The organism is Pseudomonas sp. NBRC 111143 (genome assembly GCF_001320965.1).
In the GTDB taxonomy this organism is placed as follows: Bacteria; Pseudomonadota; Gammaproteobacteria; order Pseudomonadales; family Pseudomonadaceae; genus Aquipseudomonas; species Aquipseudomonas machongensis.
The window spans coordinates 39,446-59,304 of sequence record NZ_BCBT01000019.1 but is presented as its reverse complement, the minus strand read 5'-3'; the positions used below and the strand labels follow the sequence as shown (position 1 = coordinate 59,304).

19 protein-coding genes and 7 tRNA genes are annotated in these 19,859 nt (G+C 61.3%); 5 read left to right on the top strand and 21 right to left on the bottom strand.

What is annotated here, in order from left to right; all coding sequences use genetic code 11:
• Nucleotides 1–69: 69 nt before the first annotated feature.
• The 12 genes from APH44_RS12990 to gltX all read right to left on the bottom strand — a co-directional run bounded on the left by APH44_RS12990 (nt 70) and on the right by gltX (nt 6,177).
• Complete coding sequence (locus APH44_RS12990) at nt 70–513, bottom strand: Hsp20 family protein (protein WP_054893093.1); 444 nt, start codon at nt 511–513, stop codon at nt 70–72.
• A 142-nt stretch (nt 514–655) separates the two neighbouring features.
• Nucleotides 656–1,636, bottom strand: coding sequence for a tRNA-dihydrouridine synthase (locus APH44_RS12985; protein ID WP_054893092.1), 981 nt, complete (start codon nt 1,634–1,636; stop codon nt 656–658).
• Nucleotides 1,637–1,687: 51 nt separating this feature from the next.
• Nucleotides 1,688–2,122, bottom strand: coding sequence for a thioesterase family protein (locus APH44_RS12980; RefSeq protein ID WP_054893091.1), 435 nt, complete (start codon nt 2,120–2,122; stop codon nt 1,688–1,690).
• A 43-nt stretch (nt 2,123–2,165) separates the two neighbouring features.
• Nucleotides 2,166–2,999 (bottom strand): alpha/beta fold hydrolase, encoded by an 834-nt coding sequence (locus APH44_RS12975; RefSeq protein ID WP_054893090.1) that lies wholly within the window; start codon nt 2,997–2,999, stop codon nt 2,166–2,168.
• A gap of 25 nt (nt 3,000–3,024) precedes the next feature.
• Entirely contained in the window at nt 3,025–3,564 is a 540-nt protein-coding gene (locus tag APH44_RS12970; RefSeq protein WP_054893089.1) for a TetR/AcrR family transcriptional regulator, read from the bottom strand.
• Nucleotides 3,565–3,730: 166 nt separating this feature from the next.
• Nucleotides 3,731–3,806: transfer RNA gene (locus APH44_RS12965), tRNA-Glu, on the bottom strand.
• Between the two features lie 41 nt (nt 3,807–3,847).
• A tRNA-Ala gene (locus APH44_RS12960) sits at nt 3,848–3,923 on the bottom strand.
• A gap of 67 nt (nt 3,924–3,990) precedes the next feature.
• Nucleotides 3,991–4,066, bottom strand: a tRNA-Glu gene (locus APH44_RS12955).
• Between the two features lie 42 nt (nt 4,067–4,108).
• Nucleotides 4,109–4,184 (bottom strand) — tRNA-Ala (locus APH44_RS12950).
• A 53-nt stretch (nt 4,185–4,237) separates the two neighbouring features.
• A tRNA-Glu gene (locus APH44_RS12945) sits at nt 4,238–4,313 on the bottom strand.
• A gap of 71 nt (nt 4,314–4,384) precedes the next feature.
• Nucleotides 4,385–4,460: transfer RNA gene (locus APH44_RS12940), tRNA-Ala, on the bottom strand.
• Between the two features lie 235 nt (nt 4,461–4,695).
• Nucleotides 4,696–6,177 carry a glutamate--tRNA ligase gene (gltX, locus tag APH44_RS12935; RefSeq protein WP_054893088.1) on the bottom strand — a complete coding sequence of 494 codons (1,482 nt, stop codon included), beginning with the start codon at nt 6,175–6,177 and terminating at the stop codon, nt 4,696–4,698.
• A gap of 143 nt (nt 6,178–6,320) precedes the next feature.
• On the opposite strand from gltX, the gene APH44_RS12930 reads away from it, so the two are divergent.
• A complete protein-coding gene (locus tag APH44_RS12930) occupies nt 6,321–7,394 on the top strand; it encodes an HlyD family secretion protein (protein ID WP_054893087.1) in 1,074 nt (357 codons plus the stop codon).
• 49 nt (nt 7,395–7,443) lie between these two features.
• Complete coding sequence (locus APH44_RS12925; protein ID WP_177339334.1) at nt 7,444–8,934, top strand: MDR family MFS transporter; 1,491 nt, start codon at nt 7,444–7,446, stop codon at nt 8,932–8,934.
• A 37-nt stretch (nt 8,935–8,971) separates the two neighbouring features.
• On the opposite strand, the gene uvrB is transcribed toward APH44_RS12925, so the two are convergent.
• Nucleotides 8,972–10,987, bottom strand: a complete 2,016-nt coding sequence (gene uvrB, locus APH44_RS12920; protein ID WP_054893085.1) for an excinuclease ABC subunit UvrB — start codon at nt 10,985–10,987, stop codon at nt 8,972–8,974.
• On the opposite strand from uvrB, the gene APH44_RS29735 reads away from it, so the two are divergent.
• The 3 genes from APH44_RS29735 to APH44_RS12910 all read left to right on the top strand — a co-directional run bounded on the left by APH44_RS29735 (nt 10,986) and on the right by APH44_RS12910 (nt 12,609).
• Nucleotides 10,986–11,147, top strand: a complete 162-nt coding sequence (locus APH44_RS29735; RefSeq protein WP_156343750.1) for a hypothetical protein — start codon at nt 10,986–10,988, stop codon at nt 11,145–11,147. The two genes, uvrB and APH44_RS29735, sit on opposite strands and share 2 nt — an antisense overlap.
• A gap of 127 nt (nt 11,148–11,274) precedes the next feature.
• On the top strand, nt 11,275–12,471 hold the full coding sequence (locus tag APH44_RS12915; RefSeq protein ID WP_054893084.1) for an amino acid aminotransferase: 1,197 nt from the start codon (nt 11,275–11,277) through the stop codon (nt 12,469–12,471).
• A gap of 62 nt (nt 12,472–12,533) precedes the next feature.
• A tRNA-Asn gene (locus APH44_RS12910) sits at nt 12,534–12,609 on the top strand.
• A gap of 80 nt (nt 12,610–12,689) precedes the next feature.
• Here APH44_RS12910 and APH44_RS12905 read toward each other — a convergent pair.
• The 8 genes from APH44_RS12905 to mltG all read right to left on the bottom strand — a co-directional run bounded on the left by APH44_RS12905 (nt 12,690) and on the right by mltG (nt 19,859).
• The gene (locus APH44_RS12905) at nt 12,690–13,250 is read right to left on the bottom strand and encodes a DUF1285 domain-containing protein (RefSeq protein ID WP_054893083.1); all 561 of its coding nucleotides are present in this window, start codon (nt 13,248–13,250) and stop codon (nt 12,690–12,692) included.
• A 10-nt stretch (nt 13,251–13,260) separates the two neighbouring features.
• The gene (locus APH44_RS12900; RefSeq protein WP_054893082.1) at nt 13,261–13,866 is read right to left on the bottom strand and encodes a DUF4823 domain-containing protein; all 606 of its coding nucleotides are present in this window, start codon (nt 13,864–13,866) and stop codon (nt 13,261–13,263) included.
• Between the two features lie 65 nt (nt 13,867–13,931).
• Nucleotides 13,932–14,900, bottom strand: coding sequence for a GTP 3',8-cyclase MoaA (locus tag APH44_RS12895; RefSeq protein ID WP_054893081.1), 969 nt, complete (start codon nt 14,898–14,900; stop codon nt 13,932–13,934).
• Nucleotides 14,901–15,030: 130 nt separating this feature from the next.
• On the bottom strand, nt 15,031–15,666 hold the full coding sequence (locus tag APH44_RS12890; RefSeq protein WP_054893080.1) for a TetR/AcrR family transcriptional regulator: 636 nt from the start codon (nt 15,664–15,666) through the stop codon (nt 15,031–15,033).
• Nucleotides 15,667–16,234: 568 nt separating this feature from the next.
• Nucleotides 16,235–17,017 carry a TatD family hydrolase gene (locus APH44_RS12885; RefSeq protein WP_054893079.1) on the bottom strand — a complete coding sequence of 261 codons (783 nt, stop codon included), beginning with the start codon at nt 17,015–17,017 and terminating at the stop codon, nt 16,235–16,237.
• Between the two features lie 36 nt (nt 17,018–17,053).
• Nucleotides 17,054–18,040 carry a DNA polymerase III subunit delta' gene (locus tag APH44_RS12880; RefSeq protein WP_054893078.1) on the bottom strand — a complete coding sequence of 329 codons (987 nt, stop codon included), beginning with the start codon at nt 18,038–18,040 and terminating at the stop codon, nt 17,054–17,056.
• Nucleotides 18,033–18,665 (bottom strand): dTMP kinase, encoded by a 633-nt coding sequence (tmk, locus tag APH44_RS12875; RefSeq protein ID WP_054893077.1) that lies wholly within the window; start codon nt 18,663–18,665, stop codon nt 18,033–18,035. The genes APH44_RS12880 and tmk overlap by 8 nt, the downstream gene beginning before the upstream one ends.
• A 9-nt stretch (nt 18,666–18,674) precedes the next feature.
• Complete coding sequence (mltG, locus tag APH44_RS12870; RefSeq protein ID WP_054893076.1) at nt 18,675–19,859, bottom strand: endolytic transglycosylase MltG; 1,185 nt, start codon at nt 19,857–19,859, stop codon at nt 18,675–18,677.

Sequence of the window (19,859 nt, the reverse complement as noted above, 5' to 3'; positions counted from 1 at the left end):
TACGGGAGGGGTGTGCCCCATAAATGCGAAAGGGCACCCTAGGGTGCCCTTCCATTCACTTCACTGCATTCAATTCAGTGCAGCCTTTTCACCATTGATCGGAATACGCTTGGCCTTGGCTTCTTCCGGCACGATGCGCAGCAGGTCGATGCTGAGCAAGCCGTTAGCCAGACCGGCAGCTTTTACTTCAATGTGATCCGCCAGGCGGAACGACAGCTTGAAAGCACGCTGGGCGATACCCTGATGCAGATAGGTGACTTCGGCAGCGCCATTTTCGCGCTTGCCACCGGTAACGGTCAGGACGCCTTTTTCGACCTGAAGGTCGAGATCCTGCTCCTGGAAGCCGGCTGCAGCAACCACGATGCGATAGTGGTCATCGCCATGCTTTTCGACGTTGTAGGGCGGGTAGCTGCTACCGGCCTCATTACGTGCCGCGGATTCGAACAGGTCATTGAAACGATCGAAACCTACGGAATGGCGGAACAGTGGTGCGAGGGAGAAAGCAGTAGTCATGGTCATAAACTCCTGAGATTCAGCAAGTAAGTCACTACGCGACCCGACTTCGGCATCGCGTACTCAAGAGATAAGGTCAGGCAACGGACTTTCAAGGGCTCTCATGAAAAAATCTGCCCACCCCGCACGATGCAGCTGCACATCAGGCGACGCACTCGGTGAAAGAGGCCGTTTTCACTGGCTCGACGCCCAACAGCCGGCTGATGCGGGCGCAGTCATCCTCGCGCCGCAACTCGGCAAACAACAGCACCGCCTCCGGGTAGCTGCGGGTCAACATCGCCAACCACTGCTTCATCCGCCCGGGCGCATAGCGCGGCGACAATTTGGCCTGCGCCTGGCGCCAGAACTCGCGCAGCAGCGGTAGCAGGTCGCTCCACACCATCGGCTGGTAGTCCCGCCCCTCGCGCGCCGCGGCGATCTGCAAGCCCAGATCCGGCCTCGACACCAGCCCGCGCCCGAGCATGATGTTTTCGGCGCCGCTGACTTCGCGGCAGCGTCGCCAATCATCGACGGTCCAGATCTCGCCATTGGCAAAGACCGGCACCTTGACCACATCCTGCACCCGCGCCACCCACTCCCAGTGAGCCGGCGGCTTGTAACCCTCTACCTTGGTTCGCGCATGCACCACCAAGTGCTGCGCCCCACCTTCGGCCAGCGCGATGCCACACTCCAGCGCACCATCCGGGCTGTCGAAGCCCAGACGCATCTTCGCCGTCACCGGGATCTGCGCCGGCACCGCCCGTCGAACTTCACGAACGATGGCATGCAGCAGCTCGGGCTCCTTGAGCAGCACAGCGCCCCCGCGAGACTTGTTCACGGTCTTGGCCGGGCAGCCGAAGTTGAGGTCGATTACCGGTGCCCCGAGTTCACAGGCCAGGGCGGCGTTGTCCGCCAGGCACAGCGGATCGGAGCCCAGCAACTGCACACGCATCGGCGTGCCGGCAGCCGTGCGCGCACCGTTGCGCAACTCGGGTGCCAACTTGTCGAACGACGAAGGTGGCAGCAGGCGATCACAGACACGGATGAACTCGGTGACACACCAGTCGATACCCCCGACGCGGGTCAGCACGTCGCGCAGGATGTTGTCGACCAGCCCCTCCATGGGGGCCAGGGCAATTTGCATTTCAGGGTCCCGACGAGAAAAGGCGGCAGTCTAGCAAAAAATGCCCGTGGATCAGGCGCCGATCAGCGCCGGACCATAGCCCTCGATGAACTCGGCCGGCATCCGCCGAGGCTTGCCGCTGGACAGTTCGATACAGGCAAAGGTGGTTTGCGCGCGCAACAGGGTAACGCCGTCACGTGGGCGCTTGAGCTGAAAACGACGGGTCATGCGCAGGCGCTGATCCCAGTCGATGATCCAGGTGGCCAATTGCAGCTCGTCGTCTTCGTACGCCGCTGCCAGGTAGTCGATCTCATGGCGCACCACGGCCATTGCCCGGTCCAGACGACGGTACTCGGCCAGGTCCAGCCCCAGGCGCTGCGAGTGACGCCAGGCGCAGCGCTCCAGCCAGGTGACGTAGACAGCGTTGTTGGCATGACCGAGGCCGTCGATATCCTCGGTGCCGACGCGAAGGTCGATGATGAATGGCGCTGCCAGATCCCAGCTCATGCCCGCTCCTGTAGTCAGTGAACGGGCAGAGTGTAACGGATGCTCAGGCGCTTTGCCGTGCCGGTTGCGTCGTACGCGCCAGCAGCTCGAGCACAGCCTGGGCCAGACGCGGGTCAGCCAGCACCCGTTGATGCCCACCGTCCTCCAGCAGCAACAGGCGACTGTCGAACCAGGCCTTGTGGATGAGCTGCGCCTCACTGACCGCGACCAGCGCATCGTCGGCTGCATGAACCACCAGCCCAGGCAACTCGAGCTGGTAGCCACTGACATCCAGCCGATCGATCTGCACGCCCACGTCACGCTCGACCTGCCGGATGAAGGCTGCACGCGCCCGCCTGGGCATCCCCAGACGCCGGGCAAATCCGCGCAACACACCGAGCAATTGAGCAGGTGCAGCAATGCTCACCGCCGACTCGGCACGCAAGCCCCACTGCAACGCCAACATGACACTGGCGCCACCCATCGAATGACCGATCACGGCCCGCAACGGCGGCAGCTCCGCCGCGGCTTCAAGCAGAGCCCGGGCGAACAGCACCACATGCGCCTGCTGCCCCGGCGAACGGCCATGGGCCGGCCCCTCCAGGGACACGACCGTGTGTCCTGCCTGCACCAGGGCTTCGATCAGCGCGGCAAACTGGGTGGGCCGCCCTTCCCAGCCGTGCATCAGGAGCACCGTCGGCCCCTTGCCCCAGCGCAAGGCCGAAAGACCGAAGCGCAGGGTGATACGCTCGGCCGAAGCCAATAGCGGCAGCTCCCACTGCCGCGCAGGCAGGTTACGCGGCGTCATGAAGGCGCGCCGCATGCGCCCGGCGACATGCTCGGGGGCCAGATGGCCGAGGGTGCCGTTGACGCTGCGAATCCAGCTCAGGGTCGTCATCGCCTTGCTCCAGAGTTGAGGTTGCTCAGATAACCGCCGACTTGGCGGCGCGCAGAATACGGTCGGAAAGTTCGGTAGCGCCCAAGGCTCGGGCCAGGGCCAGGCCGCCGACCATCAGGGCGAGGTCGGCGAACGCCTTGTCGATATCCTCGGGACGATCGACCATCTGCGCCGTCATAAGCTCGAGGTGTTCGGCCAACATTTCGCGAAAGGCTGCGGGCAAACGCTGCATCTCACCCAACGCGTTAGGCAAGGGACAGGCGTGCTCATGGGCATCACGGTGCTTGCGCGACAGATAGAAAGCCGCTGCCAGCGCACGACGCTCAGCACCAGACAGGCTGGGGTCGACCTGCGAAAGCAAGGCCCGTCGCTCACCGAGCAACTGGTCGAATGCCGCCAGCATCAATTCATCCTTGCTATCGAAATGGGCGTAGAAGCCTCCGACGGTGAGGCCTGCTGCAGCCATTACCTGACCTACGCTGGGGTCGGCTGGCCCCTGCTGGATCAGTGCGCTACAGGCGGCGTCGAGAATACGCTCGCGAGTCCTGGTCTTTTTATCGTTCATGGGCACCCCCAAATATGATGATCGAAATATTACGCATATAATATTTTATGGCAAGCGAAATCGCGTACCGCTGATCGGGCACCTGGAAGATTAAGGAGGTAGAAAAACAAAAGGCCCATTCAATAATCGAATGAGCCTTTGAAGTCCCGTAAAACACGGGTAAAAATGGCGTCCCCTAGGGGACTCGAACCCCTGTTACCGCCGTGAAAGGGCGGTGTCCTAGGCCACTAGACGAAGGGGACGTAACCTTCGTGCCGATTCATTTTCACGAACCGTGGCAGATTGGTGGAGCTAAGCGGGATCGAACCGCTGACCTCCTGCATGCCATGCAGGCGCTCTCCCAGCTGAGCTATAGCCCCGAAACAAAACAAAAAGCTCACCCAACAGTCGAATGAGCCTTTCAACCCCGCAAAACGCGGGAAGAAATGGCGTCCCCTAGGGGACTCGAACCCCTGTTACCGCCGTGAAAGGGCGGTGTCCTAGGCCACTAGACGAAGGGGACGTAACCTTCGTGCCGATCCGTTTTCACGAACCGCGGCAAAATTGGTGGAGCTAAGCGGGATCGAACCGCTGACCTCCTGCATGCCATGCAGGCGCTCTCCCAGCTGAGCTATAGCCCCGGATTTCTAGCCTCTCGGCCCAGCGACATCATGAAATATCGCTTGTGCAATACTGGCGTCCCCTAGGGGACTCGAACCCCTGTTACCGCCGTGAAAGGGCGGTGTCCTAGGCCACTAGACGAAGGGGACGAACCTTCTTACCTTCAAGATCTGGTTGCTGGACCAGTCTTGCTTCACGACCTTGATCACGAAGCGGAATTTGGTGGAGCTAAGCGGGATCGAACCGCTGACCTCCTGCATGCCATGCAGGCGCTCTCCCAGCTGAGCTATAGCCCCACAATGTCGCTTTGAACTGAATCACCGGCTGGGTGCCTGGTGCTTCATTTTCGTTCATCGCTGTGGACGGGGCGCATATTAAGATCGGATTGCAGCACTGTCAAACGAATTCGTGAAAATATCAAAAATTTTTTTCACAGATAACAATCACTTACCGCCCTGCCCTGCTCCCGGCGATTGCCAGGTCCTGTGGCAGCGGGCAAGCCCACTGCCACAGGGGCGTGAGATAAGCCAATCAGGCGATGTTCGCCAGCAGCTTTTCCCACTCCTTGTTCTCTTTCTTCGACACGCCGCCCAGCAGTTCCAGCGCCTGGCGCAGACGGTAGCGGGTCAGGTCGGGGCCGAGAATCTCCATGGCATCAAGCACCGACACCGAGCTGGCCTGCCCCGAAATTGCGGCGAACATCAGCGGCATGGCGTCACGCAGCTTCAACTCCAAGGCCTCGACCACCGCCTGGATGCAGCCGGTAATACGCTCCTTTTCCCACTGCCGCAGGCTTTCGAGCTTCCACAAGATCAACTGCATGACCTGACGCACCTGATCGGGCGACAGTTTCTTGTGCTCGAACAGCTTGGCATCGAGCTTGAGGGCGCCCTCGAAGAAGAACCCGCCCAGTGGCGCGATCTGGCTGAAAGTTTCGACACGACCCTGTACATGCGGTGCGATCTTCATCATGTAGTCGCTGTTGAACGCCCACTTCTGTACGCGCGCCGCAAACTCCTCGACCGGCAGGTCGCGCAACCACTGGCCATTGAGCCAGGACAGCTTCTCGATGTCGAAGATCGGCCCGCCAAGGGAAATACGCGACAGGTCAAAATGCTCGACCATCTCTGCCAGGGAGAACTTCTCGCGCTCGTCCGGCATCGACCAGCCCATGCGCCCCAGGTAGTTGAGCATGGCTTCAGGCATGAAGCCCATACGCTCGTAGAACGTGACCGAGGTCGGGTTCTTGCGCTTGGACAGCTTGGATTTGTCCGGGTTACGCAGCAGCGGCATATAGCACAGCTTGGGCTGCTCCCAGCCAAAATACTCGTAGAGCTTGATCAGCTTCGGCGCCGACGGCAGCCACTCCTCGCCTCGCAAGACGTGGGTGATGCCCATCAGGTGGTCATCGACCACGTTGGCGAGGAAGTACGTCGGCAGGCCATCGTTCTTCATCAGAACCTGCATGTCCATGCGGTCCCACGGAATCTCGACATCGCCACGCAGCATGTCCGGCACCACACAGATACCTTCGCTCGGCACTTTCATGCGAATCACGTGGGGCTCGCCAGCGGCCAGTCGACGCTGCACTTCCTCGGCGCTCATTTTCAATGCGCGGCCGTCATAGCGCGGTGTTTCGCCACGGGCCATCTGTTCGGCACGCATCTGATCCAGCTCTTCGGCGGTGCAGAAGCAATAGAACGCATGGCCGGCATCGACCAGTTGCTTGGCGTACTTGGCGTAGATCTCGCCGCGCTCGCTCTGGCGGTACGGGCCGTGCGGGCCGCCAACGTCCGGACCTTCATTCCATTCGATACCGAGCCAGCGCAGGGCATCGAAAATCTGCTGTTCCGACTCGCGGGTCGAACGCAACTGATCGGTGTCTTCGATGCGCAGGATGAACTCGCCGCCGTGCTGCTTGGCAAAGCAGTAGTTGAACAGGGCGATGTAGGCAGTGCCGACGTGGGGGTCGCCAGTGGGCGATGGCGCGATACGCGTGCGAACGGTGGTCATGGACAGTCTCGGACGAAAGATGAAACAAAGGCGGGATGTTAGCAGGGTGCGGGCATCGGGCTCCAGCAATGGCGCTATCGTCACTTGTGACGGTGCATTGCCGAGCTGTTAAATTTGCTTACATTTCTGGAACGATAGTCCCTATGCCTGCTCAACTCAAACGCCGCCTGCTGATCTTTCTCACCTTGGTGGTGCTGATCGCGCTCGCCTTTCTCGCCCACTGGTATTTCAAGGGGCGTTTCTACGAGAGCACCGACAATGCCTATGTGCAGGGTGAGATCACTCGCATTTCCAGCCAGCTGGGTGCGCGGGTCGACGAGGTGCTGGTAGAGGACAATCAACACGTCACGCAAGGCGATCTGCTGGTCCGCCTGGAGGTCGCCGACTTCCAGCTGGCGGTCGAGCGTGCTCGCGCGGCACTGGCTACGCGTGAAGCCGAACGCGTCCAGGCGCAAAGCCGACTGACCCAGCAAGACAGCTTGATCGCCGCCGGCCGAGCCCAGGTGGCCGCCAACCAGGCCACCCTTGATCGCTCGCGCCTGGACCTCAATCGTGCCGAAGCCCTGCGCAAACCTGGGTTCGTCTCGGAGGAACGAGTCACCACCCTGTCTGCGGAAAACCACGTCGCCCGCTCCCAAGTCGACAAAGCCCAGGCCGACCTGCAGAGCCAGCGCCAGCAGATCGATGCATTGACGGCCGAACTCAAGCGCCTCGATGCGCAAATTGCCAACGCCCGGGCAGACCTGGCACAGGCAGAACTCAACCTTACCCGCTGTGAAATCCACGCCCCCATCAGTGGCACCATCGGCCAGCGCAGCGCCCGCAATGGCCAGGTGGTGCAGGCCGGCGCCTATCTGCTATCGATCGTCCCGGACGAAGACATCTGGGTGCAGGCCAACTTCAAGGAAACCCAGATCGGCAACATGCATCGGGGTCTGCGTGCCGAACTGATCTTCGACAGCTATCCCGACACCCCGATCGAAGGCCGTGTCGACAGCCTGTTCGCCGCATCCGGGGCGCAATTCAGCCTGCTGCCTCCAGACAATGCCACCGGCAACTTCACCAAGGTGGTGCAACGCATTCCGGTCAAGCTGACCTTTGCAGCCAATAACCCCTTGCACGGTCGCATTCGCCCAGGCATGTCGGTAACCGCCACCGTCGACCTGCGCAACAGCGCCGATCAGGCAGAGCGCGGCGAAACTCACGATGGCCGGTGACCAACTGCTGCGACCGACTGCGGAGCCTAGCCGGCGCGACTGGATTGCGGTGATGAGCGTGATGCTCGGTGCATTCATGGCCGTGCTGGACATTCAGATCACCAACTCCTCGCTCAAGGATATCCAGGGGGCGCTGTCTGCCACCTTAGAAGAGGGCTCGTGGATCTCGACCTCCTATCTCGTGGCGGAAATCATCATGATTCCGCTGACTGCCTGGCTTGTGCAGTTACTATCCGCACGGCGCCTGGCGGTGTGGGTCTCGCTTGGTTTTCTGGCGGCCTCGCTGTTGTGCTCGATGGCCTGGAACCTGGAAAGCATGATCGTGTTTCGCGCTCTCCAGGGGTTTACCGGCGGCGCACTGATTCCGCTGGCCTTCACCCTGACCCTGATCAAGCTGCCCGAACACCATCGAGCCAAGGGCATGGCGATGTTCGCCATGACCGCGACCTTCGCCCCCTCCATCGGTCCGACCCTGGGCGGTTGGCTCACCGAAAACTGGGGGTGGGAATACATCTTCTACATCAACATCCCGCCGGGGCTGGTGATGATCGCAGGGCTGCTCTACGGGCTGGAGAAGAAAGAGGCGCACTGGGAGCTGCTCAAAAGCACCGACTACGCCGGCATCGTCACCCTGGGGGTCGGCCTGGGCTGCCTGCAAGTCTTTCTGGAAGAAGGCCATCGCAAGGACTGGCTGGAGTCGAGCCTTATTGTCGGCCTGGGTACCGTGGCCCTGCTCTGCCTGATCACCTTCGTCATCCTCCAGCTTTCGCGGGCCAACCCCCTGATCAACCTGCGCATCCTCGGCAACCGCAACTTCGGCCTGTCGAGCATCGCCAGCCTGGGGATGGGTGTTGGGCTTTATGGTTCGATCTATCTGCTGCCGCTGTACCTTGCGCAGATCCAGGGCTACAACGCCCTGCAGATCGGCGAGGTGATCATGTGGATGGGAATTCCACAGCTGTTCCTGATTCCGCTGGTGCCGCAACTGATGAAGGTGATTGCGCCCAAGTTGCTCTGTGCACTGGGCTTTTGCCTGTTCGGGGCTGCCAGCTTCGGCTCGGGAGTGCTCAACCCGGACTTCGCAGGGCCACAGTTCAACCATATCCAGATCATTCGCGCACTCGGGCAGCCCATGATCATGGTCACCATCTCGCTGATCGCCACGGCTTACATTCAGCCCCAGGATGCGGGCTCGGCTTCGAGCCTGTTCAACATCCTGCGCAACCTGGGCGGCGCCATTGGTATCGCCTTGCTGGCCACCTTGCTGGATGCAAGGACCAAGGTGTATTTCGACTACCTGCGCGAATCAGTGGTGCCAAGCAACCCGCAAGTGGCGGAGCGGCTGGCCCAGTTGGCCGAGCGACTGGGCAGTGACAGCGCAGCACTGGGGCGCTTGAGCGAAATCACCCACCAGCAGGCATTGATCATGGCCTACAACGATGCCTTCCATCTGGTAGGGATCGGTTTGGCGGTCAGCATGGTGGCGGTCTTGCTGACACGCAAACTGCCGCAGGGGCTGAAAGCCGGCGAGGCACACTGACCCTGTAACCCGGCCATTTCTGCGCCGACGAGTGCACTCAGCTGGCGATCAGCCGCTCACGCAGTTGCCCGATCTCGTCGCGCAACTGGGCGGCGGCCTCGAACTCCAGGTCGCGCGCCAGCTGGAACATCTTCTCTTCCAGCACCTTGATGCGCTTGGTGATCTCGCCAGGAGTGGCGAGCTCTGCCTCGTAGCGCGCAGCCTCCTCCGCAGCCTTGGCCATGCCCTTGCGCTTCTTGCTGCGCGCACCGGGCACCGTGGCGCCTTCCAGGATATCGGTGATGTCCTTGACCACCCCCTTGGGCACGATGCCATTCGCCTCGTTGAACGCCACCTGCTTGGCCCGACGCCGCTCGGTCTCGTCGATCGCCCGCTGCATGGAGCCTGTCACCTGGTCGGCATAGAGAATCGCCTTGCCGTTTAGGTTGCGCGCAGCGCGGCCAATGGTCTGGATCAGCGAACGCTCCGAACGCAGGAAGCCTTCCTTGTCGGCATCGAGAATGGCCACCAGCGACACCTCCGGCATGTCCAACCCCTCACGCAACAGGTTGATGCCCACCAGTACATCAAAGGTACCCAGACGCAGGTCTCGGATGATCTCCACCCGCTCCACGGTGTCAATGTCCGAATGCAGGTAGCGCACACGCACATCGTGATCTGCGAGGTAGTCGGTAAGGTCCTCTGCCATGCGCTTGGTCAGGGTCGTCGCCAGCACCCGTTCCCCCACCGCCACGCGCTTGCCGATTTCCGACAGCAGGTCATCCACCTGAGTGAGGGCTGGACGCACCTCTACCTGAGGATCGACAAGGCCGGTTGGCCGCACCACCTGCTCGACCACACGCCCGGCATGCTCTGCCTCGTAAGGGCCAGGCGTCGCCGAGACGAAGATGGTCTGCGGGCTGACTGACTCCCACTCGTCGAAGCGCATAGGCCGGTTATCCAGCGCCGATGGCAGGCGGAAACCATACTCCACCAGTGTCTCTTTGCGAGAACGGTCGCCCTTGTACATGGCGCCGACCTGAGGAACGCTGACGTGTGACTCATCAATCACCAGCAACGCGTCGGCAGGAAGATAATCGTAGAGCGTCGGCGGCGGGGCGCCGGCCGGACGACCGGACAGATAGCGCGAGTAATTTTCGATACCGTTGCAATAACCCAGCTCGAGAATCATCTCCAGGTCGAAGCGCGTACGCTGCTCCAGACGCTGGGCCTCTACCAGCTTGTTGGCCTTGTTGAGGTACTCCAGCCGCTCGCCGAGCTCCTCCTTGATGCCGTCCACCGCCTCGAGCAGAGTCTCGCGCGGGGTCACATAGTGGCTCTTGGGGTAGAAAGTGAAACGCGGCAGCTTGCGAATCACTTCGCCGGTCAAGGGGTCGAAGGCGGCAATGTTCTCCACCTCGTCGTCGAACAGCTCGATACGGATGGCCTCGAGGTCCGATTCGGCCGGAAAGATGTCGATCACATCACCACGCACCCGGAAGGTGGCACGGGCGAAGTCCATCTCGTTGCGGGTGTACTGCAGGTCGGCCAGCCGGCGCAGCAGTGCGCGCTGGTCGAGCTTGTCGCCGCGATCGACGTGCAGAACCATCTTCAGGTAGGTTTCCGGGCTGCCCAGGCCATAGATACACGACACCGTGGTGACGATGATCGCGTCGCGCCGCTCCAGCAATGCCTTGGTCGCCGACAGGCGCATCTGCTCGATGTGGTCGTTGATCGAGGCATCCTTCTCGATGAAGGTGTCCGACGACGGGACGTAGGCTTCCGGCTGGTAGTAGTCGTAGTAGGAGACGAAGTACTCCACCGCGTTGTGCGGGAAGAAGGCCTTGAACTCGCCATACAGCTGGGCAGCCAGCGTCTTGTTCGGCGCCAGCACCATGGTCGGGCGCTGGACCTGTTGAATGACATTGGCGATGCTGAAGGTCTTGCCGGAGCCTGTCACCCCGAGTAGGGTCTGGTGCGACAGGCCCGCTTCGATACCCTCGACCATCAGGCGAATGGCTTCGGGCTGGTCGCCGGCCGGCTGGAATCGGGTGACGAGCTGGAACTCGGACATGACGGACCTCTTGGATGTCGCGGCAACTGTAAATTTAGCCAGTAGTCTATACGCAAAAAGACGCGCCGGGGTGGCCTTTGCCGCCGCAGATGTGAACGCTCATTGCGGTGGACAAGGCAATTCGACCAATGGTCGAAAAATATTTGCGCAAAGCGCCTGAAAACCTGTGCCAGAGTGTCGCAGTGACCGATCGGTATCACTATACTGACTCCCCGTTTGCACCGCTTCAGTGCACTGGGCTGGAGGGTGCATTTCCTATCACTCTCCTATTCAGAGCCAAGGTAACAATGAGCCTGTTTTCCGCTGTCGAGCTGGCACCCCGCGACCCCATCCTGGGCCTCAACGAAGCATTCAACGCTGACCCACGTACCGACAAGGTCAATCTGGGCGTTGGCGTCTATTGCAATGAGGAAGGCCGCATCCCGCTGCTGCGCGCGGTGATCGAAGCCGAAACCCAGCGTGTCGCCCAACATGCCTCCCGCGGCTACCTGCCGATCGACGGCATCGCTGCCTACGACCAGGCCGTACAAAAACTGCTGTTCGGCGCTGAATCCGCACTGCTGGCTGAAGGCCGCGTAGTAACCGTGCAGGCTGTCGGCGGTACCGGCGCCCTCAAGATCGGTGCCGACTTCCTCAAGCGCCTTGCGCCGAACGCGGTAGTCGCCATCAGCGATCCGAGCTGGGAAAACCATCGCGCCCTGTTCGAGACTGCAGGCTTCCCAGTACAGAACTACCGCTATTACGACGCACCGAGCAACGACGTCAACCGTGCCGGCATGCTCGAAGACCTGAACAAGCTGCCCTCGGGCTCGATCGTCGTCCTGCACGCCTGCTGCCATAACCCGACCGGTGTCGATCTGTCGCTCGACGACTGGAAGAACGTGCTGGAAGTGGTCAAGGCAAAAGGCCACGTGCCATTCCTCGACATGGCCTACCAGGGCTTCGGCGAAGGCATCGGCGAAGATGCCTTCGCCGTACGCCTGTTCGCCGAGTCGGGCCTGGAGTTCTTTGTCTCCAGCTCGTTCTCCAAATCGTTCTCGCTGTATGGCGAGCGCGTCGGCGCGCTGTCGATCGTCACCGCTTCGAAAGACGAGAGCACGCGCGTGCTGTCGCAGGTCAAGCGCGTGATTCGCACCACCTACTCCAACCCGCCGACTCACGGTGCAACCATCGTCGCCACCGTGCTCAACAGCCCGGAACTGCGTCAGATGTGGGAAGCCGAACTGGGCGAAATGCGTGAACGCATCCACGGCATGCGCAAACAGATGGTCTCGCTCCTGGCCGAGTACGGTGCCAACCGCGACTTCAGCTTCGTCGGTCGCCAAGTCGGCATGTTCTCCTACTCGGGCCTGACTGTGGAACAGGTCGCGCGCCTGAAGAACGACTTCGGCATCTACGCGCTGGACACCGGTCGCATCGCTGTGGCGGCACTGAACCAGAGCAATATCCACGTGGTCACCAAGGCCATCGTCGAAGTGCTGTAACTGCTTGATTTGCCAGGGGGCAGCTTGACTTCCCCTTGGCATTCAGTAAGATACGCGCAGATTCCGCGATAGCTCAGTCGGTAGAGCAAATGACTGTTAATCATTGGGTCCCTGGTTCGAGTCCAGGTCGCGGAGCCAGACACTGAAAAACCTCCAGATGCGCAAGCACTGGAGGTTTTTTGTTTTTCCGGGATCAGAAAGATCGTCGCAAGATGCGCTCAGTGGTCGCGCCCGATGGGGTAGAACACCCCGCCACTCCAAACCCCCAACCACTCCTCGCCATCGATCACGCGTGGCACCGCAAGCTCCACCAGTTGGTAGAACACATTGCGGTGGATGAGCGCTTCGAGGTTGCTGCGCATCAGCAGGTAAGGCGATGGCTCATGCGTTGTCGGATCGGTCTCTACCCGAATGGGGTGATCAGGACCGGCCTCGACCTGATCCTCGACATTGCTGGTGAATCGCAGGACCTGCTGCTCACCACTGCCCTCCACTTCCAGGCTGACCGCCACGAACGGCGCATCATCGACACGAATGCCGACCTTCTCCACAGGCGTTACCAGGAAATAGTCATCACCGTCGCGACGAATGATGGTAGAGAACAAGCGCACCATCGGCTTGCGCCCGATCGGCGTTCCCAGGTAGTACCAGGTGCCGTCGCGGGCGATGCGCATATCGATGTCGCCGCAGAAATCGGGATTCCACAGATGCACGGGAGGCAGCCCCTTCTCCTTGGGTATCTGCGCCAGAAGATCGTTGGCCTTGCCCGTACCTGTCATCACCCGTTCCTTACCGACTCATTCCCAAGAGGCTACGAGCGTACTCGCGCATGGGTGCCGCGAGCAAATCCTGCGGCGTGTTGTCGTGGAACGTCAACAAACCGCCACGGCTCTTGATGCGCGCGGTATCGATCAAATAGCGCGTGCTGGTTTCGATCAGCATCATCTGCACCACACCGGTATCCCAACCGAGGCGATCCACTGCCTGCTCGTCGTACCATTCGTCGCCATTACCAATGCGGTCATCGGTGCGAGCGAAACGGGTATAGAGCACGTAATGGGCTCCGACCGAACGCGCCTCGGCTATCGCGTCCTCCAACCCCAACGGCGCCCTGGCGCGACGCACCAGCGGGAAGTACTCGACGAAGCTCTTGAATGCTTCTTCGGCAACGGCATTCTGCTGCGGCACCGGCCCTTTTCCAGGCGGCACGAAGGCGCCCTGGCCAATGAAGATGAACGAATCAGGCTGCAGCCGAACCGACAGGGTTCGGGCGGTATCGCTGTGATCGAGCAGACCGGCGTCGCTCATCTGATAGCGAACACCTTCGCCCATGTCGCTGACTTTCATGCAGCCGCTCAACGCCATCAGCGCCAGCAGCAAGACCAGGCTACGCATCTTTCCTCCAGTGACCGGTGACGAAAAACCGGCGAATAGCCGCCAGATGCAGCTTTTGCGCCAGCTCAGCCGCCGATCACCTTCATCACTGTCACACCCCCCGAGAACGCCAGCTCCTGCTTGTCCGCCAGAGCCTTGACCAGCAGCCGCTGAATCACTGGAAGTGCCTGGTGACGCGGCTTGTCGAGCAGATCGCCGATAAAGTGGCGATTGCCCGAAGACAGGCAGCCATGCAGCCAGCCAGTAGAGGACAGACGCAAGCGCGAGCAGGTCCGGCAAAACGGCACGCTCTCGTTGGCAATCACACCAAAGTAACCTTGGCCAGGAATCTGGTAGCGCAGGGCCGTTGCATCCAAAGCCGCTGGCGCCTGCTGGAAGTGATGATGATCGCCGATCAATGCCAGCAATTGCTCGAGACTGACGAACTGACGCAGGAATGCATTCGAATCAAGCGCCAGGTGACCCATGCGCATCAACTCGATGAAACGCAGTTCATAGCCTCTTGCCAGGCAGTAGTCGAGCAGCGGCACTACCTGATCGAGATTGCGCCCGCGCATCGGCACCATGTTGACCTTGATGCGCATACCCGCCGCACTCGCCTCCTCCATGCCCCTCAGCACGCTGGCCAGGTCGCCGCCCCGAGCGATGCTGCGAAATGCGGTTGGGTCGAGGGTATCGAGCGAGACATTGAGCCGGTCGATACCCGCTGCACGCAACATCGCAAGCTTGCGACTGAGCAACTGACCGTTGGTGGTCAAGGCGATATCCTTGAGCCCCAAGCCACCGATAACCTTCAGGAACGGCTCCAGGCGGGGGCTGATCAATGGTTCGCCACCGGTGATGCGCAGACGCTCGATACCTGCGGCATCGACCAGAAGAGCCACCCCGCGCGCCAGTGCATCGGCAGACAGCTCATCCTGCGCCGCCACCAGGCGCTTGCCATCGGGCACACAGTAACTGCACGCATAGTTGCAGGCAGCTGTCAGGCTGACGCGCAGATTGCGAAAACGCCTGCCTTGACGATCGACGATCATGGGTGACTCCGGCATGAGAAAAGCGAGCCGGCAAAACTTGACTCAAAGATCAGGTTTTTGCAAGCCCTGTCGCCGAAGCAGAAGTGACTGGCGGAGCCTGTCCGTCATGGACAACGCTCCGCAGGGGTCTTCAGGTGGCCGGTTCCGGGTCGCGCTTGCGCTTGTTGCCCATGCGCACGCCGATGTCCATCAGGAACTGGAAGAAACCTTCCTGATCCTCGAGAACGTTGCTCCAGAACGGCGAGTGATACAGCGCTACGGCGCCATGCACCAACGCCCAGGCAGCACAGTAGTGGAAGTATGGCGGCACATCCTCGAGCTTGCCTTCACTGATACGGCCCTTGATCAGCTGGGTAAGGCGCTCGAAATTGGAGGCGCGAATACGGTGCAGTTCCTCGACCATCTCCGGCACCTGGTTACCCTTGACCACCTTCTCCTCGAGACGGTCGAACAAGCGGTAGCGCTGGGGATCGCGCATGCGGAACTCGAAGTAGGCTCGCGACAGGGCTTCTTTGTCGCGATCGACGTCGTCCGAATGCAACAGCGCGTTCAAATCACGCTCGTAGTCGAGCATCAGGCGCAGGTAGATCTCCGCCTTGGACTTGAAGTGCTTGTAGATCGTGCCTTTGCCGATACCGACCGCGTCGGCGATCATCTCGACGGTGACACTGTCTTCACCCTGTTCGAGAAACAGCTTGAGCGCCGTGTCGAGGATTTCTTGCTCGCGGCGACGAAACTCACGGACCTTACGAGGTTCTTTCTGCATAAGAAGGACTGGATGACAATCGAAGCGGATTATTATGCCTAACTTGCAGCAAATTGCACGGATCATCCAACCATATCTGTGTTTCATGATGAGTTCGAGTGCAAACCGGGTCTGCTTGGTCTGAATCCCAGGGATGCGTGAGATACTCCGCGCCTGACTGCCACTCGTCTACAACCGACGCGGCAGGGCTCGCCAGACTCGCCAGGCTCATCGAACGCTGTACGCAGCCGGGAAGCCGCGCACGATCTACACACTCTCCAGACTTTTCACCGCACATCTATACAGATAGGTACGTAATAGCAGCAAACTCATCCGATTTCTGCTGGCTGCCATACCCTGATGGCCCATTGGTTGTCAGGTGTATTCCAAATCTGTTTAAAAAACGACCAACTGACGCTGGCAGTGCGAGGATACTCGCCAATACTTGAAGTGTTGGCGCGACGCATCCCCCCAAGTGGCGCGCCGATAAAGGTGCCCAGGGACCGCGTACCTTTGTTTTACTCCTAATGGTCTTAACCCGGATTCCTCCCCCAGAATCCGGGTTTTTTTTGCCCGCCTTGCTTTAGCTTCAGGCGACGCGTGCCAAGGGGAACAGGCGCTTGAAGTTGGCGGTCGTGTGCTCGGCCAACTGCGCGTAGCTCACCCCTCGCACCGATGCGACGTACTCGGCGACCTCACGCACGTACTGCGGCAGATTCGGCTTGCCGCGATACGGGATGGGCGCCAGGTATGGCGAGTCGGTCTCTACCAGCAGGCGGTCGACAGGCACCTGGCGTGCGACCTCGCGCAGGGCGTCGGCATTGCGGAAAGTGACGATTCCGGAGAGCGAGATGTAGTACCCCAGATCGAGTGCAGCCTTGGCCATGTCCCAGTCTTCTGTAAAGCAGTGCAACACGCCCGCCTGCGGCAGACTGGCCTCGCGCAGCAGCGCCAGGGTGTCGGCCCGCGCCGCACGCGTGTGAACGATCACCGGCTTGCCTGTCTGCCGAGACGCCTCCAGGTGCAGGCGGAAAGACGCCTGCTGCAACTCGGCGGCCTCAGGCTCGTAGTGATAGTCCAATCCGGTTTCGCCAATGGCCACCACGTACGGGTGAGCCAGTTCGCGCAACAACCACTCCAGCGCCGGCGTCTCCCCCGGGGCCAGGTCGAGCGGGTGCACGCCTACCGAACAGTCGACGTCGGCGTACTGCTCGCTCAGGGCCTTGACCGCCCCGGCGTTCTCGGCGCTTACGCCGATGCACAGAAAATGCCCGACCCCACGCTCGCGGGCCGCCTGCAGGGCGGCGTCGAGCGAGCCCGCATGGGCGCTCAGGTCAAGTCGGTCGAGGTGGCAATGGGAATCTACGAGCATGGAATGAAAGCACACATGAAAATGAACGATGGGGAATCAGCGCGCGGCCAGCATCTGCAGCCAATGGGCCAACAGGGCTTCGAGCAGCAGCACGCGATTGAGGTTGGCCTTGCCCTGCACTTTCTGGCGCTGCTCGAGAATCCAGGCCTGGACCTCGAGCACCCTGCCCGGCCTGCTCTTCTGCGCAAGGTATTGTATGACCTTGCGCATGTCGGCCAAGCCTAGCCCGTCTTCGTCCTGGGTCAATTGGTAGCGCAGGATCAGGTGCGACCAGTCGCAGAACCAGTCGAACAGCAACAGTAGTGGCACGTTGTTCCAGGCCTCGGCCAACTGGCTGGGCGATTGCTGCTGCTTGATCAGCTTCTTCACCCCCTCGGTGACCAGTGCCCGTTGCTCGCGCACACCCTGTGACTGCAAGTTGACAGCCATCAGTGGCGACCCTGCCGCCAGAGTCAGCAGTTCGTCACGCTCGACCTGATCGAGCTCCGGTAGCGCCGTCGCCAGCCAGGCCTGACTCTGCGCAAGCGTCGGCTGCGCACAGGCGACTTGCTGGCAACGGCTCTTGATCGTTGGCAACAAACGGCTGGGCTGATGGCTCACCAGCAGCAGCACGGTATCGCCCGAAGGCTCTTCGAGACTCTTGAGCAAAGCGTTGGAGGCGTTGACGTTCATCGCTTCGACCGGCTCGATCAGTACCACCTTGCGCCCGCCCAGCTGCGCAGTCTGCACCACGAACGAAACCAGATCCCGCACCTGGTCGACCTTGATGGGCTTGTCGGCCTCTTCGGGTTCCAGCACGAAGTTATCGGGATGGCTGCCAGCCTTGAGCAACAGGCACGACTTGCATTGCCCGCAGGCATCCACCCCTTGCGGCTGCTGGCACAACAGGCGAGCCATCAGGCGTTCGGCCATGGCGCGCTTGCCGATACCCTGCGGCCCGTGCAACAGGTAGGCATGGGCATGCTGGCTGCGCCCGGCCAACTGCTGCCAGAGCGCTTGCTGCCAGGGGTAGGTCTCAGCCACGGCAACGCTCCAGGATACCTGGCAGCAATGCGTCGATGGCGCGCTGTACCGCCTCAAGCGGCTGCCCGGCATCCAGCAGGCTGTAGCGCTGCGGCGCTTGGCCTGCGCGCTGCAGATAAGCCTGACGCACCGCCTCGAAGAATGCCTGGCCCTCCTGCTCGAAGCGGTCCAGGCGACCGCGGGCGGCAGCACGGGCAAGACCGACTTCTACTGGCAGATCGAAGACCAGGGTCAGGTCCGGGCGCAGCGTGCCCTGAACGAAGTCTTCCAGCACCGCGATGCGCTCCACGGGCAGGCCACGTCCCCCGCCCTGATAGGCGTAGGTGGCATCGGTGAAGCGGTCGCAAAGCACCACGGCGCCCCGCGCCAGTGCTGGGCGAATGACCTCGGCCAAGTGCTGGGCGCGCGCAGCGAACATCAACAGGAGCTCGGTATCGACCGCCATGGTTTCGTCGCTGGGAGCGAGGAGCAACTCGCGGATACGCTCGGCCAACGGCGTACCACCAGGCTCACGGGTCATGACCACATCCACGCCCTGTTCACGCAGGCGCGCGGCCAGGTACTCGCGATTGGTGCTCTTGCCCGCGCCTTCGGGGCCTTCCAGAGTGATGAACAAACCGCTCACGGGCATTCCTTACTGTTTTTCGGTGGGCGCCGGCGCTTGTGCGGGCGCGGGCTCTTCGGCGGACTGGGCTGGTGCGCCTTCAAGGGCTTCGCCGGACCGAGGCGCGGCTTCAGTTGGCGGCTCGGCCCCCGGTGCCTGATCGACCGTGCCCTGCGGGCCTTGTGGCGCTGGGCTGGAACGGTAGTCGGCGCGGCGCTTGAGCTGATATTCGCGCACAGCCGTGTTGTGGTCGTCCAGGTCATCGGAGAAGACGTGGCTGCCATCGCCACGCGCGACGAAATACAGGCTGGTACCGTCTGACGGATTCAGCGCGGCGTGAATCGCTTCGCGCCCGACCATGGCGATCGGTGTCGGCGGCAGGCCGGTCATGGTGTATGTGTTGTAGGGTGTCGGTGCACGCAGGTCGGCACGCGTGATCTTGCCGTTATAGCGCTCCCCCATGCCGTAGATAACCGTAGGATCGGTCTGCAGCATCATGCCCAAGCGAAGGCGGCGCACAAATACGCCTGCGATCTGCCCTCGCTCCTGAGGAATACCGGTTTCCTTCTCCACCAGCGAGGCCATGATCAGCGCCTGGTAGGGATCACGGTATGGCAAATCGGTCACCCGATCCGCCCACTCCTTGGCCAGCACCTCCTCAAGGCGCATGTAGGCTTGCTGCAACAGTTCGACATCGGTCATGCCGCGCACGAAGCGATAGGTGTCCGGGAAGAAACGCCCCTCAGGGAAAACACCGGTATGCCCAAGCTTGTCCATCACTTCACTGTCGGAGAGCCCGTCGAGGGTGTGCTTGATCTTTTCATGCCTGGCCACGGCCGTGCGCACCTGGCGGAAGGTCCACCCCTCGACCAGGGTGAGGTTGTATTGCACCACATCGCCACGGCGCCAGGCGTCAAACAGGGCTTCGACGGTCATTCCAGGCGTCAGGCGGTACTCACCCGTATGCAGTGCGGTGCCAGCCATGTTGAAACGCCAGTAAAGACGCAACCAGAAGGCATCGTCGAGCAGCCCCTCGCTCTGCATGCGGTAGAACATGCGGTTGGGGTTGGTGCCATTGGGCACATCGAGCAGGCGCTCTTCGGTGACATGCAGCGGCTGCTCCAGGACCGAGTTAACCTTCCAGGCCGACCAGCCTACGGCCAGGCCGGCAAGGATCAGGCCCATTTCCAGCAGCAGCAGGATTTTGCGTCTCAC